The sequence below is a fragment of the Pseudomonas sp. V88_4 genome, assembly GCF_029967985.1.
Classification (GTDB): Bacteria; Pseudomonadota; Gammaproteobacteria; order Pseudomonadales; family Pseudomonadaceae; genus Aquipseudomonas; species Aquipseudomonas glycinae.
Genome location: NZ_JASCAF010000040.1, coordinates 295,131 through 312,162, shown reverse-complemented (window position 1 = coordinate 312,162; position 17,032 = coordinate 295,131). Strand labels below are relative to the sequence as shown.

Annotated in this window: 19 protein-coding genes; 5 read left to right on the top strand and 14 right to left on the bottom strand. The window is 61.8% G+C overall.

Translation table 11 applies throughout. The features are described from left to right. Positions 1-14: 14 nt before the first annotated feature. Both QLG12_RS16750 and yiaY read right to left on the bottom strand, forming a co-directional pair. A complete protein-coding gene (locus QLG12_RS16750) occupies positions 15-923 on the bottom strand; it encodes a LysR family transcriptional regulator (protein ID WP_197868618.1) in 909 nt (302 codons plus the stop codon). A gap of 68 nt (positions 924-991) precedes the next feature. Further along, positions 992-2,140 (bottom strand): L-threonine dehydrogenase, encoded by a 1,149-nt coding sequence (yiaY, locus tag QLG12_RS16745; RefSeq protein WP_236195357.1) that lies wholly within the window; start codon positions 2,138-2,140, stop codon positions 992-994. Positions 2,141-2,295: 155 nt separating this feature from the next. Here yiaY and QLG12_RS16740 point away from each other — a divergent pair, with 155 nt between their 5' ends. Next, positions 2,296-3,315: a DUF4917 family protein gene (locus QLG12_RS16740; protein WP_282474927.1), complete on the top strand. Its 1,020-nt coding sequence runs from the start codon at positions 2,296-2,298 to the stop codon at positions 3,313-3,315. Here QLG12_RS16740 and QLG12_RS16735 read toward each other — a convergent pair whose 3' ends face one another. After that, positions 3,316-3,858: an XRE family transcriptional regulator gene (locus QLG12_RS16735; RefSeq protein ID WP_011332854.1), complete on the bottom strand. Its 543-nt coding sequence runs from the start codon at positions 3,856-3,858 to the stop codon at positions 3,316-3,318. 108 nt (positions 3,859-3,966) lie between these two features. On the opposite strand from QLG12_RS16735, the gene QLG12_RS16730 reads away from it, so the two are divergent. Both QLG12_RS16730 and QLG12_RS16725 read left to right on the top strand, forming a co-directional pair. Further along, positions 3,967-4,749, top strand: coding sequence for an aldolase (locus QLG12_RS16730; RefSeq protein ID WP_064594034.1), 783 nt, complete (start codon positions 3,967-3,969; stop codon positions 4,747-4,749). A gap of 26 nt (positions 4,750-4,775) precedes the next feature. Then, positions 4,776-5,657: a dihydrodipicolinate synthase family protein gene (locus QLG12_RS16725; RefSeq protein ID WP_282474926.1), complete on the top strand. Its 882-nt coding sequence runs from the start codon at positions 4,776-4,778 to the stop codon at positions 5,655-5,657. 54 nt (positions 5,658-5,711) lie between these two features. On the opposite strand, the gene QLG12_RS16720 is transcribed toward QLG12_RS16725, so the two are convergent. The 4 genes from QLG12_RS16720 to QLG12_RS16705 all read right to left on the bottom strand — a co-directional run bounded on the left by QLG12_RS16720 (position 5,712) and on the right by QLG12_RS16705 (position 7,984). Then, positions 5,712-6,236: a hypothetical protein gene (locus QLG12_RS16720; protein WP_064383015.1), complete on the bottom strand. Its 525-nt coding sequence runs from the start codon at positions 6,234-6,236 to the stop codon at positions 5,712-5,714. Then, positions 6,236-6,880: a hypothetical protein gene (locus QLG12_RS16715; RefSeq protein WP_197868622.1), complete on the bottom strand. Its 645-nt coding sequence runs from the start codon at positions 6,878-6,880 to the stop codon at positions 6,236-6,238. Before QLG12_RS16715 ends, QLG12_RS16720 begins: the two co-directional genes overlap by 1 nt. A 155-nt stretch (positions 6,881-7,035) precedes the next feature. Next, complete coding sequence (locus QLG12_RS16710) at positions 7,036-7,380, bottom strand: YegP family protein (RefSeq protein WP_197868623.1); 345 nt, start codon at positions 7,378-7,380, stop codon at positions 7,036-7,038. A gap of 22 nt (positions 7,381-7,402) precedes the next feature. Continuing rightward, positions 7,403-7,984 (bottom strand): DJ-1/PfpI family protein, encoded by a 582-nt coding sequence (locus QLG12_RS16705; protein ID WP_197868624.1) that lies wholly within the window; start codon positions 7,982-7,984, stop codon positions 7,403-7,405. A 169-nt stretch (positions 7,985-8,153) separates the two neighbouring features. On the opposite strand from QLG12_RS16705, the gene QLG12_RS16700 reads away from it, so the two are divergent. Next, the gene (locus tag QLG12_RS16700) at positions 8,154-9,068 is read left to right on the top strand and encodes a DMT family transporter (RefSeq protein ID WP_282474925.1); all 915 of its coding nucleotides are present in this window, start codon (positions 8,154-8,156) and stop codon (positions 9,066-9,068) included. On the opposite strand, the gene QLG12_RS16695 is transcribed toward QLG12_RS16700, so the two are convergent. The 5 genes from QLG12_RS16695 to QLG12_RS16675 form a co-directional block, all read right to left on the bottom strand. Further along, positions 9,058-10,290, bottom strand: coding sequence for an SAM-dependent methyltransferase (locus QLG12_RS16695; protein ID WP_236195362.1), 1,233 nt, complete (start codon positions 10,288-10,290; stop codon positions 9,058-9,060). The two genes, QLG12_RS16700 and QLG12_RS16695, sit on opposite strands and share 11 nt — an antisense overlap. A gap of 311 nt (positions 10,291-10,601) precedes the next feature. Then, entirely contained in the window at positions 10,602-11,219 is a 618-nt protein-coding gene (locus QLG12_RS16690) for a TPM domain-containing protein (RefSeq protein ID WP_197868626.1), read from the bottom strand. A gap of 28 nt (positions 11,220-11,247) precedes the next feature. Next, complete coding sequence (locus QLG12_RS16685) at positions 11,248-12,000, bottom strand: TPM domain-containing protein (RefSeq protein WP_197868627.1); 753 nt, start codon at positions 11,998-12,000, stop codon at positions 11,248-11,250. 13 nt (positions 12,001-12,013) lie between these two features. Beyond that, complete coding sequence (locus QLG12_RS16680) at positions 12,014-12,622, bottom strand: LemA family protein (RefSeq protein WP_197868628.1); 609 nt, start codon at positions 12,620-12,622, stop codon at positions 12,014-12,016. Between the two features lie 24 nt (positions 12,623-12,646). Further along, on the bottom strand, positions 12,647-12,883 hold the full coding sequence (locus tag QLG12_RS16675) for a hypothetical protein (RefSeq protein WP_197868629.1): 237 nt from the start codon (positions 12,881-12,883) through the stop codon (positions 12,647-12,649). Between QLG12_RS16675 and bglX the strand changes: the two genes are divergently transcribed. Then, positions 12,882-15,173, top strand: coding sequence for a beta-glucosidase BglX (gene bglX / locus QLG12_RS16670; RefSeq protein ID WP_197868630.1), 2,292 nt, complete (start codon positions 12,882-12,884; stop codon positions 15,171-15,173). The genes QLG12_RS16675 and bglX overlap by 2 nt on opposite strands. A gap of 74 nt (positions 15,174-15,247) precedes the next feature. On the opposite strand, the gene QLG12_RS16665 is transcribed toward bglX, so the two are convergent. Beyond that, a complete protein-coding gene (locus QLG12_RS16665; protein ID WP_197868631.1) occupies positions 15,248-16,405 on the bottom strand; it encodes a phosphatidylserine/phosphatidylglycerophosphate/cardiolipin synthase family protein in 1,158 nt (385 codons plus the stop codon). A gap of 1 nt (position 16,406) precedes the next feature. Further along, complete coding sequence (locus QLG12_RS16660; RefSeq protein WP_011332843.1) at positions 16,407-16,997, bottom strand: YceI family protein; 591 nt, start codon at positions 16,995-16,997, stop codon at positions 16,407-16,409. Positions 16,998-17,032 lie beyond the last annotated feature (35 nt).

The window sequence follows — 17,032 nt, the reverse complement described above, 5'->3', positions numbered from 1 at the left end:
CCAAACGCGAACGCTCAGCTGGCTGCGCGCAAATGCTCGAACAGGATCCGGCTCACCGGCGACAGCCCGGCCTCGTCACGCACCACCACGAGCAAGTCACGATCCGACCAGCCATCGGTCAGCGGCACCGCCTGAAGTCCCAGCGCCCGACCGAACAACTCATAAGCCCGCTGCGGCAGGATGCCGATGCCCATGTTGGCCTGCACCATCCGGCACACGGCATCGAAGCCCGGCACATGAATGCGGATGCGCAACACCTTGCCGGCCTGCCGCGCGGCAGCGTGGGTGCGCATATTGATCGAACTGGCGGCGTGCAGACCGACGTAATCGCTGTCGAGGGTTTCACTGAACGCCACGGATTCGCGCACCGCCAACGGATGCTCGGGCAGCATCACCACCACCAGTTTGTCCCGGCGATAGCGCACGCTGTGCAGGCCTTTGATGTCGCTGTCACTGGAACAGATGCCCAGATCCGCCACGCCATCGAGCACGCCCTGAACCACGCCGGCGCTGGGCCGCTCTTCCAGATCGGTCTTGACCTGCGGCTGTTGCGCAGTGAAATCGCGCAGGTCTTCGGGGAGAAACTGAATGATCGCCGACAGGTTCGCCAGCATCCGCACATAGCCGCGCACACCGTGGCTGTGCTCGCCCAGTTCGAGGCCCATTTTCTCGACGTTGAACAACATCTGCCGAGCGTGGTGCAACAGGGTTTCGCCGGCCGGGGTCAGGGTCATGCCCTTGGCCTGGCGCACGAACAGGCTGATGCCCAGCGCTTCCTCCAGTTCCATCAAACGCTTGCTCGCCGCCGACACGGCAATCGCCTCGCGGGAGGCGGCACGAGTCAACGTGCCTTCCTCGTGGACGGCGACGAACAATTGCAGGGTGATCAGGTCGAGGCGGCGGATCAGGCTTTTTTGCAGCATGCAGGACTCGGCGAGGGCAGCGCGGACGAACACTCAGCATAACGTTGTTCGCCCGCCTCGCGCCCGCCTCAGAACGCGCTGCGGAAAATCTCCTCGATCTGCCGCTGATCCGCCGCGCGCGGATTGGTGAAGCCGCAGGCGTCTTTCAGGGCGTTGGCGGCGAGCACCGGGATGTCGGTGCATTTGGCGCCCAGGTCACGCAGGCCGCCGGGAATCTCCACATCCCTGGCCAGGCAACGAATCGCATCGATCGCGGCTTTGGCGCCCTCTTCCGGGCTAAAGCCACGAATGTCGGCGCCCATGGCGTGGGCCACATCGGTCAGACGACCGGCACAGACCTGTGCGTTGAACGTCTGCACATGGGGCAGCAGCACCGCGTTGCAAACACCGTGGGGCAAGTCATAGAAACCGCCCAACTGGTGCGCCATCGCATGCACGTAGCCAAGGGAGGCATTGTTGAACGCCATGCCGGCGAGGAACTGCGCATACGCCATGTTTTCCCGCGCCGCCAGGTCGCTGCCGTCGCGCACGGCCAGGCGCAGGTTGTTGCTGATCAGGGTCATGGCCTTGAGTGCGCAGGCGTCAGTGATCGGGTTGGCGGCGGTGGACACGTAGGCTTCGATCGCGTGAGTCAGCGCATCCATGCCGGTGGCAGCAGTCAGGCTTTTCGGCATGGCAACCATCAGCGCCGGGTCGTTGACCGACAGCAGCGGCGTGACATTACGGTCGACGATGGCCATTTTCACGTGGCGGGTTTCGTCGGTGATGATGCAGAACCGGGTCATCTCGCTGGCGGTGCCGGCGGTGGTGTTGATGGCGATCAGCGGCAGTTGTGGCTTGGTCGATTGATCGACGCCTTCGTAGTCACGGATCTGCCCGCCGTTGGTCGCGCACAGGGCGATGCCCTTGGCGCAGTCGTGGGGCGAACCGCCGCCGAGGGACACCACGAAATCGCAGCGACTCTCCTTGAGCAGCGCCAGTCCTGACTCAACGTTGGCGATGCTCGGATTGGGTTTGGCGCCGTCGAAGACCACCGAATCGATGTCCTGCATCGCCAGTTTCTCGGCAATCATCGACGCCACGCCGGCCTTGGCCAGCCCGGCATCGGTGACAATCAGCGCCTTGCGAAAACCGTAGTTGCGGATCGCATTCATGGCTTCATCGAGGCAGCCGCTGCCCATGATGTTTACCGCGGGAATGAAAAAGGTGCTGCTCATGGCGCGTCTCCTGGCTGGGGCCGAATCGGTGCTTGCAATTCGGCGGGTGCGCAAAGGATCGACCGATCGGTCACGGTGGATGTTGATCTGGCTCAATGCCCGCTCGTGATAAAGTCGCCGTCCATCTGCCCCTTTGTTTTGAGACGTGCCCTGCAATGACCGATTTTCTGGATGTCGACGCCACCCTCGAAGACTGGACCACGTTGCGCGCCACCACCGAATTCAGTGGCCTGCTGCTGGGCAACGGCGCCAGTCGTGCGGTGTGGGACGATTTCGGCTACGACTCGCTATTCGAAAACGCCCGCACAGTAGAAGAAAAGCCCCTGAGCCCGTCGGAGCTGAGCGTGTTCGACGCCATGCAGACGCGCAGTTTCGAGCAGGTGCTCGGCGCGCTGAAAACCACCAGTCGGGTCAACAAGGCGCTGGCCGTCAGCTCGGCCGCGCCGCGTAACCGCTACTACGCGATCAAGGAAGCGCTGATCAACACCGTGCACGCGGTACACATCCCGTGGCGGCTGATCGAAGCGTCGACCCTGGCAACCCTGAACAGCGAGCTGGCAAGTTATCGCACGGTGTTCACCACCAATTACGACTTGCTCAATTACTGGGCCCTGCAACATCAGGGCGAGGTCATCGACGACCTGTTCAACGGCCCCGACGCCAGTTTCGATCTGTGCGAAAGCCACACTGAAAAACCGCGTCTGCTGTACCTGCATGGAGGCCTGCATCTGGTGCGCAACCAGGACGGTACCGCACGCAAACTGACCGCCACCGAGGGCACGCTGCTCGGCAGTTTCGCGATCAACAACACGATCAAGACGCTCGACGACGTACCGCTGTTCGTCAACGAAGGGCCGAGCGCCGACAAGCTCAAGACCATCCGCAGTTCCGATTATCTGTCGTTCTGCTACGACCAGTTACTCGAACACGGCGACAACCTGTGCATCTTCGGCCACGCCCTCGGCGAACAGGACAGCCACCTTGTACGCGCCCTGCGTCTGGCGAAACCGAAGACCGTGGCGATCTCGATCTACCCGCGCAGCGCGGCGTTCATCCAGCACCAGAAACGCCACTACGCCAAGGTGTTTGAGGGCACGGGCGTCGCGTTGCGCTTCTTTGATTCCAAGAGCCACGCGCTGGGCAACCCGAAGCTGTCGGTGCCGGTCGAGGTCTGATCACTCCTCGCTGCTGTGCACCACCACCAGCAACTGCGCCTGCACCTCGCCCACTGAGCGGATGCGATGGGGTTTCTGCGCATTGAAGTGCAGCGCATCGCCCCGTTCCAGCAGCACCCTTTCGTTCACGAAGTCCACTTCGACCCGGCCTTCGTGGACGAACAGGAACTCCTCGCCCAAGTGTTCCTTGAAGGTTTTGTCGGTGAATTCGCTCGGCGGATAAATGATGAACGGCAGCAGGCTGCGTTCGCTGACCTGATGGGCCAACACCGCATAGCCGGGGCTGTGGTCGTTGGCCGCCAGCGACTGGCGTTCGTGGCTGCGCACCAGGCTGTAGCCGTCGAGGCTGACGTTGTCTTCGGAGAACAGCTCCTCGACTTTCACATTCAGCGCCTTGGCCAGTTTCAGCGCGGCGGCAATCGACGGCGTGTTCAACCCGCGCTCGACCTTCGACAGGTAACTCTTGGTCATGCCGGATTTCTCGGCCAGCGCCTCAAGGGTTACGCCAAGTTTTTTTCTCAATAATTTCAAACGGATAGACATGCGAAGCGATTAATCCACCAAAGGAAAGACGATTTGTCCTTGTCAATGACACAAAGTGTCATATAGCCTCGTAAGTGTCATCCATGGCAACCACCACAGGACACGGATATGGCGAAGACATTAGCACTACCCAAAGACGAACTGGTCAAGCAAGCACTGACCCAGATGCAAAAAACCCTGGCGGATAATACGTGGACGGACCGGCAAAAGCTGGCCCTGACCTGCCGGATCCTGTTCGAGAACGGCCACGATTCGGGCCTCGCCGGGCAGATCACCGCCCGTGGCCCGCAGCCGGGCACTTACTACACTCAGCAACTGGGCCTGGGTTTTGACGAAATCACCGCGAGCAATCTGCTGCTGGTCAACGAAGACCTGGAAGTGCTCGAAGGCCACGGCATGGCCAACCCGGCCAACCGTTTCCACAGCTGGGTTTACCGCGCCCGGCCGGACGTGAACTGCATCATCCACACTCACCCGACGCACATTGCCGCGCTGTCGATGCTGGAAGTACCGCTGCAGATTTCCCACATGGATTTGTGCCCGCTGTACGACGATTGTGCGTTCCTCGAAGGCTGGCCGGGTGTGCCGGTGGGCAACGAAGAAGGCGAACTGATTGCCGGGGCGTTGGGCGACAAACGGGCGATCCTGCTTTCCCACCACGGACAGCTGTCCACCGGGACGACCATCGAGGAAGCCTGTGTCATCGCACAACTGATCGAGCGCGCCGCCAAACTGCAATTGCTGGCGATGGCCGCCGGGACGATCAAACCGATCATCCCCGAGCTCGGTCGCGAGGCCCATGACTGGGTGTCGAAACCCAAGCGCCACGCCGCGGCCTTCAACTACTACGCCCGGCAGAACCTGCGTCAGCACGCCGATTGCCTGAACTGAACACCTCATCCTTGCGGAGCACTCTCATGTCCAACATTCACGGCATCATCGGCTACACCATCACCCCGTTCGGCGCCAACGGCGAAGGCGTTGACCTGCCGGCCCTCGGCCGCTCCATCGACCGTCTGATCGCCGGCGGCGTCCACGCCATTGCGCCCCTGGGCAGCACCGGCGAAGGCGCCTACCTGAGCGATGCGGAGTGGGATCAGGTCGCCGAGTTCAGCATCAAGCACGTCGCCAAACGCGTGCCGACCGTGGTCAGCGTGTCCGACCTGACCACCGCCAAAGCGGTACGCCGCGCACGCTTTGCCGAAGCCCATGGCGCCGACGTGGTGATGGTGCTGCCGACGTCCTACTGGAAGCTCACCGAAGCGGAAATCCTCGCCCACTACCGCGCCATTGGCGACAGCATCGGCGTGCCGATCATGCTCTACAACAACCCGGCCACCAGCGGCACCGACATGTCGGTGGAGCTGATCCTGCGGATCGTCAACGGCGTGGAAAACGTGACCATGGTCAAGGAGAGCACCGGCGACATCCAGCGCATGCACAAGCTGCAACTGCTCGGCGAAGGCCGGGTGCCGTTCTACAACGGCTGCAACCCACTGGCGCTGGAAGCCTTTGCGGCCGGGGCCAAGGGCTGGTGCACGGCGGCACCGAACCTGATCCCGCAGCTCAACCTGGACTTGTACGAAGCCTCGCTGGCGGGGAACCTGGGCAAGGCGCGGGAACTGTTCTACCGCCAGTTGCCGCTGCTGGATTTCATCCTCAAGGGCGGCTTGCCGGCGACGATCAAGGCCGGTCTGCGCCTGACCGATCTGGAAGTCGGCGATCCGCGTTTGCCGGTGTTCCCGCTGGCTGAGGCCGGGCGTACGCAATTGCAGGCCTTGCTGAACACCTTGCGCTAAACGAAAAAAAATCCCGCCCGGTTCACCCCGGGCGGGATTGTTTGTGGCCGTCGATCAGAGGCTGGCGGCGCGTTTCATGGCTTCGCGGTGGAACGGCTGATCCTTGAGAATCTGCGCGATGAACGTGTCGCTGATCAAGCGCATGTGTTCGAACTGACCGCCCGAGGCGTTGAATGCGCCGCGCCAGGATTCGGTGTGGTTCTTCACGGTGTACACGCCCAGTATCTGCTTGCCATGGCTGAGGCTGAACACCACCGTGCTGTCGAAACTCACCGGCACCGGCACCAGAAACAGAGTGAAGGCGCTCAGAAGCATCTGCGGCTGAATCCCGCCGACATCACTGTTGGCAATGACTAAAACGTTGTAGCCGTCTTCGCTGCGACCGGCCTTCACTTCTTCAAAGGTGCCACGCCGACGCAATTCGTCACGCAGCATCCAGCTTGGCATGCCGATCACACTGACGTTGATGGCCGGCAATTGCTGGCTGCTGTAATCGACGTCCGGCGCCTTCAGCGAATGGGTGGCCTGGCAACCGCCGAGCAGCAGAAGCAAGCCCAGAAGCAGACGTTTGATGAGCATCAGAATTTCCCCGAGAGCATGGCTTTGTAGACGGAGGCGCTGGTGCCGTTCTCTTCACGAATAAACGGTGTGGCGGTGTACAGGTTCGGCATGTCCAGTCGTTGCAGGCCGGGCACTTGCGGATACCCGGCGCGAACCAGCGCGGCGTCGCGTTCGAGGTGATCGCTGTGCAGGAACAGGCAGGTGCTGTCGCTGGGGGACACGCAGCCGGCGCGGAAGTCACCGATGTAATAAGCCTTGCCCGCTTCGAGCTGCATGCCGATGGTGAAGTCTTCACGGCTCCAGGACACCGATCTGCCGCGATCGAATCGCACGTTGTAGATCTCGTAGCGTCCAGGTTTGAGCGGCATCACGAACAGCGTGCCGATACCACGGCCGGTCTCGCGCACGTCCCGTGCCGTGCGGGCATAGAACTCGTTGTGCAGGCGCGCGCTGGCGAATTCGTCACTGCCACGCTTGCGGATCAGCAGCATCTGTTCCTGGGCCGCATAGGCCGCTTTCGGCCAGATGCCGACCACACCCACCAGGTACGCTGTGCCGGAATCGGCACTCGGTGCGAGTTCATCATCGATTTTTGTAGGAGACAGGCTATAGCAGCCACTCAAGCCAAGCAGCAGGGTCAGGACAACGAAAAAGCGGATCATCAGTGGGAAAACTCTGGCGGCAGTGGTTCAAAAAATCCGCGAAAGAGTCATCTCAACGCCCCCTTCCTTGGATTGGCGGCGGAGGATAAGCGAAATGATGGCACATAGCCAGAATTCAGTCGCCAAGGATTTGGCGACTGAACGTCATGGGTGGTTCAAAGCACCGGCAGGGTTTTGTCCTTGATCACCTTGGACGGCCCGTTGGCCTTGACGCTTGCAATGCCTTTGGCACACGCCGCTTCCGATGAATAGGATTCGCTGCTGCCGATGATCTGATGATTGGCCGCCTTGAGGTTGAAGTAGGGATGGCCGTCTTTCGTCGATTTTTTCTCGTAGCGTTCGTCCAGCGGGCTGTTGGTCTGCACCGAGGCGATGCCGTTTTCGGCGGCCGTGCGGCTGGTGTACAGCTCGCTGGTCAGAATGGTTTCGGCATTCGCCGCTTTCAGCACGAACCTGTACTGGCCGTTGCTGCTTTTGCTCAACTCATACCATCCGGACATGGGGTTTCTCCTTATCGATGTGTCACAGAGTGATTTTGGTTCCAAGCAAACCGAGGAAACCGGCCAGCCATTTCGGGTGCGCCGGCCAGGCGGGCGCGGTGGCAAGGTTGCCCTGGACATGGCCGTCCGTGACCGGGATGTCGATGTAGGTGCCGCCGGCCAGCCGTACTTCCGGGGCACAGGCCGGATAGGCGCTGCACTCGCGCCCTTCGAGAATCCCCGCCGCCGCCAGCAGTTGCGCACCGTGACAGACGGCGGCAATCGGCTTGCCGGCCTTGTCGAAAGCACGCACCAGTTCGAGGACTTTTTCGTTCAGCCGCAGGTATTCCGGCGCACGCCCACCGGGCACCAGCAACGCGTCGTAATCCTTGGCATCGACCTTGGCGAAATCGAAGTTCAGGGCGAACTGATGACCGGGCTTCTCGCTGTAGGTCTGATCGCCTTCAAAGTCATGGATCGCGGTGCGCACGGTCTTGCCGGCGACCTTGTCCGGGCACACGGCGTGCACGGTGTGACCGACCATTTGCAGGGCCTGGAACGGCACCATCACTTCGTAGTCTTCGACGTAATCGCCGACCAGCATCAATATCTTTTTCGCGGCCATGGGCAGGACTCCTCTGGTGAATGCGCAGGAATATTCACAGTAGCCTAAGGACCGCGATGGCGTTCGCAAACTGTATGGATAACTCTGCGCTCAGCTGTAACAGCCCGACTGCCGTGGTTTGTGGCTAGATGAAGGCACCTCCCTGCCACCTTTGAATCGGTTTGCCCTCATGTCTTCGCGCGAAAACACCGGCATGGCCCTCGGCCTGCTTGGCGTTGTGATTTTCAGCCTTACCCTGCCCTTCACCCGCATCGTGGTGCAGGAACTGCACCCGCTGCTCAACGGCCTCGGCCGCGCCTTGTTCGCGGCGATTCCGGCAGCGGCGCTGCTGTTGTGGCGACGGGAGAAGTGGCCGACCTGGAAGCAGGTCAAAGGCCTGAGTCTGGTAATTGCCGGGGTGATTCTCGGTTTTCCGGTGCTGTCGGCGTGGGCCATGCAGACCCTGCCGGCGTCCCACGGTGCGCTGGTCAACGGTTTGCAGCCGCTGTGCGTGGCGCTGTATGCCGCGTGGCTGTCCCATGAACGTCCGTCGAAAGCCTTCTGGGCCTGTGCGGCGCTGGGCAGTGCGCTGGTGCTGGGTTATGCGTTGTACACCGGCGCCGGCAGCATTCAGGCCGGGGATTTATTGATGTTGGGTGCGATTGCAGTGGGCGGTCTGGGTTACGCCGAGGGCGGGCGGCTGGCCCGGGAGATGGGCGGCTGGCAGGTAATCTGCTGGGCGCTGGTGCTGTCGACGCCGCTGCTGATCGGCCCGGTGATGTACCTGGCGTTGCAGCATCAGGGCGCGGTGTCGGCGAAAACCTGGTGGGCCTTCGGTTATGTCGCGCTGTTTTCGCAGTTCCTGGGGTTCTTCGCCTGGTACGCCGGGCTGGCCATGGGTGGCATTGCCCGGGTCAGTCAGATCCAGTTGTTGCAGATCTTCTTCACCATCGCGTTCTCCGCACTGTTCTTCGGCGAACACGTGGAGCCGATCACCTGGCTGTTCGCCTGCGGCGTGATCGCGACGGTGATGCTCGGGCGCAAGACCGCGGTGCGCCCGGCTCAACCGGGCACGTTACCCGCCGGGGTTCAGCTCAAGCCTTGAGCTTCAGCAGGCCGTCAGCGAGCAGCAGGGTTTCGAGGCAGTGCTCGCTGATCTGGTAGAACGCCTTCAATTCCTGGATCTTCACCAGCAGCTGAGTCGGGTCCACCGGCTCGGCGCGCTTCACGGCGAGGATCATCTTGTTCTTGTTGGTGTGGTCCAGCGAGATGAATTCGAACACCTTGGTCTCGTAACCGCAGGCTTCGAGGAACAGCGCGCGCAGGCTGTCGGTAACCATTTCCGCCTGCTGGCCCAGGTGCAAGCCGTATTGCAGCATCGGCTTGAGCAGCGCCGGGCTCTGGATCTGCAAGCGGATCTGTTTGTGGCAGCACGGCGAGCACATGATGATCGAGGCGCCGGAGCGGATACCGGTGTGGATCGCGTAATCGGTGGCGATGTCGCAGGCATGCAGGGCGATCATCACGTCCAGCTCGCTCGGCGCCACGCTGCGCACATCACCGCATTTGAACACCAGCCCCGGATGTTCCAGCTTCGCCGCGGCCGCGTTGCACAGATTGACCATTTCTTCACGCAGCTCGACGCCGGTGACTTCGCCCTCGGCCTTCAGGGTGTTGCGCAGATAGTCATGAATCGCGAACGTCAGGTAACCCTTGCCCGAACCGAAATCCGCCACCCGCACCGGTTTGTCGAGGGCCAGCGGCGACGAGGTCAGCGCGTGGCTGAAGACCTCGATGAACTTGTTGATCTGCTTCCACTTGCGCGACATCGCCGGAATCAGCTCGTGCTGGGCATTGGTCACGCCCAGGTCCTTGAGGAACGGTCGGTTCAGATCCAGGAAACGGTTCTTTTCGCGGTTGTGCTCGGCGGACGGCACTTCGCGCAATTGCTGGGGTTTGCTCATAAACAGCGAGCTCTTGCCCTTTTTGCTGTATTCGAGCTGGGCTTCGTCAGTCAGCGCCAGCAAATGCGCATTTTTGAATGCCGTCGGCAGCAGCCCGGCAATCGTCGCCAGCGCCTCGTCCAACGGCAGATTCTTGGTGATGTCGCGGGTCTTGTAGCGATAAACGAACGACAGGCACGGCTGCGCCTTGACCGTCACCGGTTTGATGATGATCCGCTGCAGGTCCGCTTCTTCGCCGACGTACTTGGCCAGCACCAGTTTGATGAAGCCGTTCTGTTCGAGGCTGGTTTGCAGCAGCTCGATGAACCGGGCGTGGTGATCGGGCGCCGGTTTGGCGGATGCGGAAGGAGCGGTAACGGACATGAGAAAAAGCGGCCTCGGACGGGCAAATCGGGAATGGCCGCTAGTTTAGGGGGGATGGGGATTGGGGACACGCTCTTATTTACCGAACGGCTTTTAAAAGCGGCCCTCACCCCAGCCCTCTCCCGGGGGGAGAGGGAGCCGACCGAGATGTCTTTCGCTATCCATCGACCTGAAATATCGAGTCGATTATGGACTCAAAGCCAATCGTTCAAGTCGGTGTATCTGCTCAATATTCCCCAATCGGCTCCCTCTCCCTCCGGGAGAGAGCTGGGGTGAGGGCTGCGATATCAAGTCTTATAACACTGCCAAAACTACCCCAACACCACCAATCGATTGGGCAACTCATTCCTCACCTGCGTCACCGGCACATGCACCTTGAGCAACTCGCCGCACGCCTCGATACACGTGACAAAGCCCTGCAACGTCTGTCCCTGCCGCACCTGCTCGGTAAACGCCGCCACAATCGAGTCCCAGCTCTTGTTGTCCAGCTTTTTGGAAATCCCTTCATCCACCAGGATTTCCACGTACCGCTCAGCCTCACAGACAAAAATCAGCATGCCAGTGCTGCCCACCGTGTGGTGCAGGTTCTGTTCGAGAAACTGCCGGCGGGCCAGGTTCGACGCGCGCCAGTGCCGGACACGGCGCGGCACCAGATGCGTGGTGATTTTCGGCAGGCGAAACACCAGGCACAGCACGATGAAAATACCCCACTGCACCAGCAACAGGCTGTGCATCGTCAACCAGCCGGTCAGGTAATGCACGATCCCCGGCACCACCAGCGCCAGCAGGCTGGCCCACAGCAGCGGGATGTACGCGTAGTCGTCGGCGCGGGCCGCGAGCACCGTCACCAGTTCGGCGTCGGTGTCGCGCTCGACCCGGGCGATGGCCTCGGCGACCTTGCGTTGTTCGTGTTCAGTCAGTAATGCCATGTCGTGAAGTGCCTGCTCATTATTGTTATCACCAGCCGCCGGAGGATCCGCCCCCGCCGAAACTGCCACCGCCGCCGCTGAAGCCCCCGCCTCCACCGCCGCCGCCAAAACCTCCGCCACCAAAGCCGCCCCCTCCTCCGGAGCCGCCCCGGCCGGCGGGAAGGATACCGAGCATCTGGCAGACAAAAACAGTCAGGATGAACAACATCACCAGAAATACGAACAATGCCGGGTGGCGCGAGACGAAATCGTCCGCGGGGTCGCCAGCCGACTCATACACCGTGGACGGTTCGTCCAGCGGATTGCCGCCCAGCACCACCAGCATCGCCGCCACACCGTCGCTGATGCCCTTGCTGAAGTTGCCGGCCTTGAACGACGGCGTGATGACCTGATGGATGATCACCGAACTCTGGGCATCGGTCAGGCGATCTTCCAGCCCGTAGCCGACTTCGATGCGCAATTTGCGCTCGTCACGGGCGACGATCAACAGCGCGCCGTTGTTTTTGTCCTTCTGGCCGATGCCCCAGTGCCGGCCGAGTTCGACGCCATAGTCCTCGATGGTGGCGCCTTGCAGGTTCGGCAGCGTCACCACCACCAACTGCTCGCCGGTCGCCTGTTCGTGGGCCTGCAACTGCTGGCTCAGTTGCGCCCGCACCGACGGCTCGATCATCTGCGCATCGTCCACCACCCGCCCGGTCAGCGCCGGAAAGGTCAATTCGGCCCGGGCGCTGACGGTGAACAGCCACAGCATCAGCACCAGGCCCATCTTCAACACACGCATGGGCATCCCCGGCTCAGAACTTCACTTCCGGGGCCTTGTCCGCGCCGGGGCTGGTGGCTTCGAAGGTCTCACGGATCGGCAGATCGCTGTACATCACGCTGTGCCACAGGCGACCGGGAAAGGTGCGGATCTCGGTGTTGTACTTCTGCACCGCCAGAATGAAATCACGACGGGCCACGGCGATGCGGTTTTCCGTGCCCTCGAGTTGCGATTGCAGGGCGAGGAAGTTCTGGTTGGCCTTCAGGTCCGGATACCGTTCGGACACCACCATCAATCGGCTCAAGGCACCGGTCAGCTGATCCTGCGCCTGCTGGAACTGCTTGAGTTTTTCCGGGTTGTCGAGGGTGCTGGCATCGACCTGGATCGACGTTGCCTTGGCCCGGGCCTCGATCACCGCGGTCAGGGTTGCTTCCTCGTGTTTGGCATAGCCCTTCACGGTTTCCACCAGATTGGGGATCAGATCGGCGCGCCGCTGGTACTGGTTCTGCACCTGACCCCAGGCAGCCTTGGCCTGTTCGTCGAGGGTCGGAATATTGTTGATGCCGCAAGCGGTCAACAACGTGGCCAGCACCAGCAGGGTGGCGACCTGCAAACGCGAGCGGTAGGCGGGACTTACATTCATCGGACGGGTGCTCCCTTGCACATTTCATGAATAATGAATCGCGAAACATTCTTGGCCGGCGGTTGCGGCATAATCGCCCCGCCACTGGATTGCGGCGGGCCGATGGGCTAAAAAGAGGCCCTGCGCGATCATGTCGCCGAGACGTTCGACGTACATTCGGCTGTCGTATTCTGAATCAGCACCCGAACAACAATAGTCGCTCCCTACATTTTGGCTGGCCGGTGTTGTAACGCCGTTTAGGCCCTTGAGAAAACTATTCATGAAGAAGCTGTGTTTGCTGGGCCTGTTCGTCAGCCTGGCCAGTCATCAAGTACTGGCCGCCACGACCCCGGTCCCCCTGGAAAACAAGGACGCGTTCATCAGCAACCTGATGAAGCAAATGACCCTCGACGAGAAGATCGGCCAGTTGCGCCTGATCAGCATCGGCCCGGAAATGCCCCGCGAGCTGATCCGCAAGGAGATCGCCGCCGGCAACATCGGTGGCACCTTCAACTCGATCACCCGCCCGGAAAACCGTCCGATGCAGGACGCGGCCATGCGCAGCCGGCTGAAGATTCCGATGTTTTTCGCGTACGACGTGATCCACGGTCACCGTACGATTTTCCCGATTCCACTGGCCCTGGCATCGAGCTGGGACATGGACGCCATTGGCCGATCCGGGCGCGTTGCAGCCAAGGAAGCCGCCGCCGACAGCCTCGACATCACCTTCGCGCCGATGGTCGATATCTCCCGCGACCCGCGCTGGGGCCGCAGCTCCGAAGGTTTCGGTGAAGACACCTACCTGACCTCACGCATCGCCAAAGTCATGGTCAAGGCCTATCAGGGCGAGACCCCGAGCGCGGCCGACAGCATCATGGCCAGCGTCAAGCACTTCGCCCTGTACGGCGCGGTCGAGGGCGGTCGCGACTACAACACCGTCGACATGAGCCCGGTGAAGATGTACCAGGACTACCTGCCACCGTACCGCGCCGCGATTGATGCCGGCGCCGGTGGCGTGATGGTGGCGCTGAACTCGATCAACGGCATCCCGGCCACCGCCAACACCTGGCTGATGAACGACCTGCTGCGCAAGGAGTGGGGCTTCAAGGGGCTGGCGGTCAGCGACCACGGCGCGATTTTCGAACTGATCAAGCACGGCGTGGCCCGCGACGGGCGTGAAGCGGCGAAGCTGGCGATCAAGGCCGGCATCGACATGAGCATGAACGACACCCTTTACGGCAAAGAGCTGCCGGGGCTGCTCAAGTCCGGCGAGATCGAACAGAAAGACATCGACAACGCGGTGCGTGAAGTCCTCGCCGCCAAGTACGACATGGGCCTGTTCAAGGATCCGTACCTGCGCATCGGCAAGGCCGAAGACGATCCGGCAGACACCTACGCCGACAGTCGCCTGCACCGCGCCGACGCCCGTGAAGTGGCGCGTCGCAGTCTGGTGCTGCTGAAGAACCAGAACGAAACGTTGCCACTGAAGAAAACCGCCAAGATCGCGCTGGTCGGCCCGCTGGCCAAGGCCCCGATCGACATGATGGGCAGTTGGGCCGCCGCCGGTCGTCCGGCGCAATCGGTGACCCTGTTCGACGGCATGAGCAATGTCATCGGCGACAAGGCGAACCTGATCTACGCCCGTGGCGCCAACATCACCAGCGACAAGAAAGTCCTCGACTACCTGAACTTCCTCAACTTCGACGCCCCGGAAGTGGTCGATGACCCGCGCCCGGCCAACGTGCTGATCGACGAAGCGGTGAAAGCCGCGAAGGACGCCGATATTGTGGTTGCAGCGGTGGGCGAGTCCCGTGGCATGTCCCACGAATCGTCGAGCCGCACCGACCTGAACATCCCGGAAAACCAGCGTGAGCTGATCCGTGCCCTGAAAGCCACCGGCAAGCCGTTGGTGCTGGTGCTGATGAACGGCCGTCCGCTGACGCTCCTCGAAGAGAAAGAACAGGCCGACGCAATTCTGGAAACCTGGTTCAGCGGTACCGAGGGCGGCAACGCCATCGCCGACGTGCTGTTCGGCGACTACAACCCGTCGGGCAAACTGCCGGTGACCTTCCCGCGTTCCGTGGGCCAGATCCCGACCTACTACAACCACCTGAGCATTGGCCGACCGTTCACGCCGGGCAAACCGGGCAACTACACCTCGCAGTACTTCGATGACACCACCGGTCCCCTGTTCCCGTTCGGTTTCGGCCTGAGCTACACCGATTTCAGCCTGAGCGACATGGCGCTGTCCTCGACCACCCTGAACGCCACCGGCAAGCTCGACGCCAGTGTCACGGTCAAGAACACCGGCAAGCGTGACGGCGAAACCGTGGTGCAGCTGTACATTCAGGACGTCACCGGGTCGATGATCCGTCCGGTCAAGGAGCTGAAGAACTTTCAGAAAATCATGCTCAAGGCCGGCGAGCAGAAGGTTGTGCACTTCACCATCACCGAGGATGACCTGAAGTTCTACAACGCCCAGCTCAAGTACGCGGCCGAGCCTGGCAAGTTCAACGTGCAGATCGGCCTGGACTCCCAGGACGTGACGCAGCAGAGCTTTGAGTTGCTGTAATTAGCCATGCGCTGCAAAACCTGTAACCGATCGTTCCCACGCTCCGCGTGGGAACGATCAATCGGGGACAGCGACTAGCCGCGTCTGTCGAGCAAGTTGACCACCACCCGATCCACCCAGCCCCAGATCCGCTGCTTCACCCGCCGCCACAGTGGCCGTTTTCGCCATTCCTCCAGACTCACCTGCTGACTCAGGCCGAAGTCCTTCTCGAAACTCGCCGCCACCGCTGCCGTCAATGACGGATCCAGCGCTTCCAGATTCGCTTCAAGATTGAAGCGCAGATTCCAGTGATCGAAATTGCACGAGCCGATGCTCACCCAGTCGTCCACCAGCACCATTTTCAGGTGCAGGAAACACGGCTGGTATTCGTAGATTTTCACCCCGGCCTTGAGCAGGCGCGGGTAGTAGCGATGCCCGGCATAACGCACCGACGGGTGATCGGTGCGCGGTCCGGTCAGCAGCAGACGCACATCGAGTCCCCGAGCGGCAGCCTTGCGCAGGGAGCGGCGGATTTTCCAGGTTGGCAGAAAGTACGGCGTGGCCAGCCAGATACGCTTTTGGCCACTGTTCAAGGCGCGGAACAGCGATTGCAGAATGTCCCGATGCTGACGGGCGTCGGCGTAGGCCACACGGCCCATGCCCTCGCCCGTGTCCGGCACGCGCGGCAGTCGTGGCAGGCCGAAATGCGCGTTGGGCCGCCAGGCCCGGCGATGGCGGTTGGCGATCCATTGGCGGTCGAACAGCAACTGCCAGTCGAGCACCAGCGGGCCGGTGATCTCCACCATGACCTCGTGCCATTCGCTGGTGTCGTGGCCCGGCGTCCAGAACTCATCGGTGACCCCGGTGCCGCCGACCACCGCCAGATGCTGGTCGACCAGCAACAGCTTGCGATGATCGCGATAGAAATTGCCGACCCAGCGCCGCCAGTTCAGCCGATTGTAAAAACGCAGCTCGACCCCGGCACCGGTCAGCCGCCGGCGCAGCGTGAGGGTGAAGGCAAGGCTGCCGTAATCGTCGAACAGGCAACGCACCCGCACGCCCCGCTCCGCCGCCAGTACCAGCGCCTGCACGATGGTTTCGGCACAGGCACCGGCCTCCACCAGATACAGCTCCAGTTCGATCTGCTCACGGGCGCGGGCAATCTCGTCGAGCATGCGCGGGAAGAATTGCGGGCCGTCGATCAACAGCTCGAAGCGGTTGCCATCACGCCACGGAAACACCGCGCCGCGCATGTCAGCGCGCCGTGAAGATCAGCACCGCACCCACCGGTACCGACAGACTGATGGCCGACAGGCCGGCCAGGTTGCGCAGGCTTTCCAGGCCCGGCAGCAGATCGAAATCCTCGGCGCTGATCACCAGCGGCTCCAGCGTCACCACTTGAAAGCGTCGGTCATCGAGGCGCGTGGCGAGCAGCTCGGCGGGGTATTCGTGTTGCTTGCCGTGCAAGTTGACGGTCAGCGGCAGGCGCAATTCAAGCTGCGCGCCGGGGGCCAGATCGTTGATCGGGCGCAGGTCGATTTGCGTGGTAATGGTCGCTTCGGGGAATTGCTCGATCTGGAACAGTTCCTTGCGCATGCGCTCGTCGCGCAGCGGGATGCCGCTGTTGATCGAGTCCAGCTCGACTTCGACTTCGGCACGGCCATCGGGATCGACCTTGCCGTGCAGCACCAGAAAGCGCTGCACTTCGGACACGTTGGCGTTTTTCGTACTGACGAACGACAGCCGCGACGACTCGCCGTCCAGATACCAGTTGGCCTGGGCCGGCAGCGCAGCGGCGCCCAGCAGCAGGCCGGCGAAGGCGTTGCACAGAGAACGGTTGAACATTGAAGACTCGTGGGGCCGATAAACGTGCACGAACC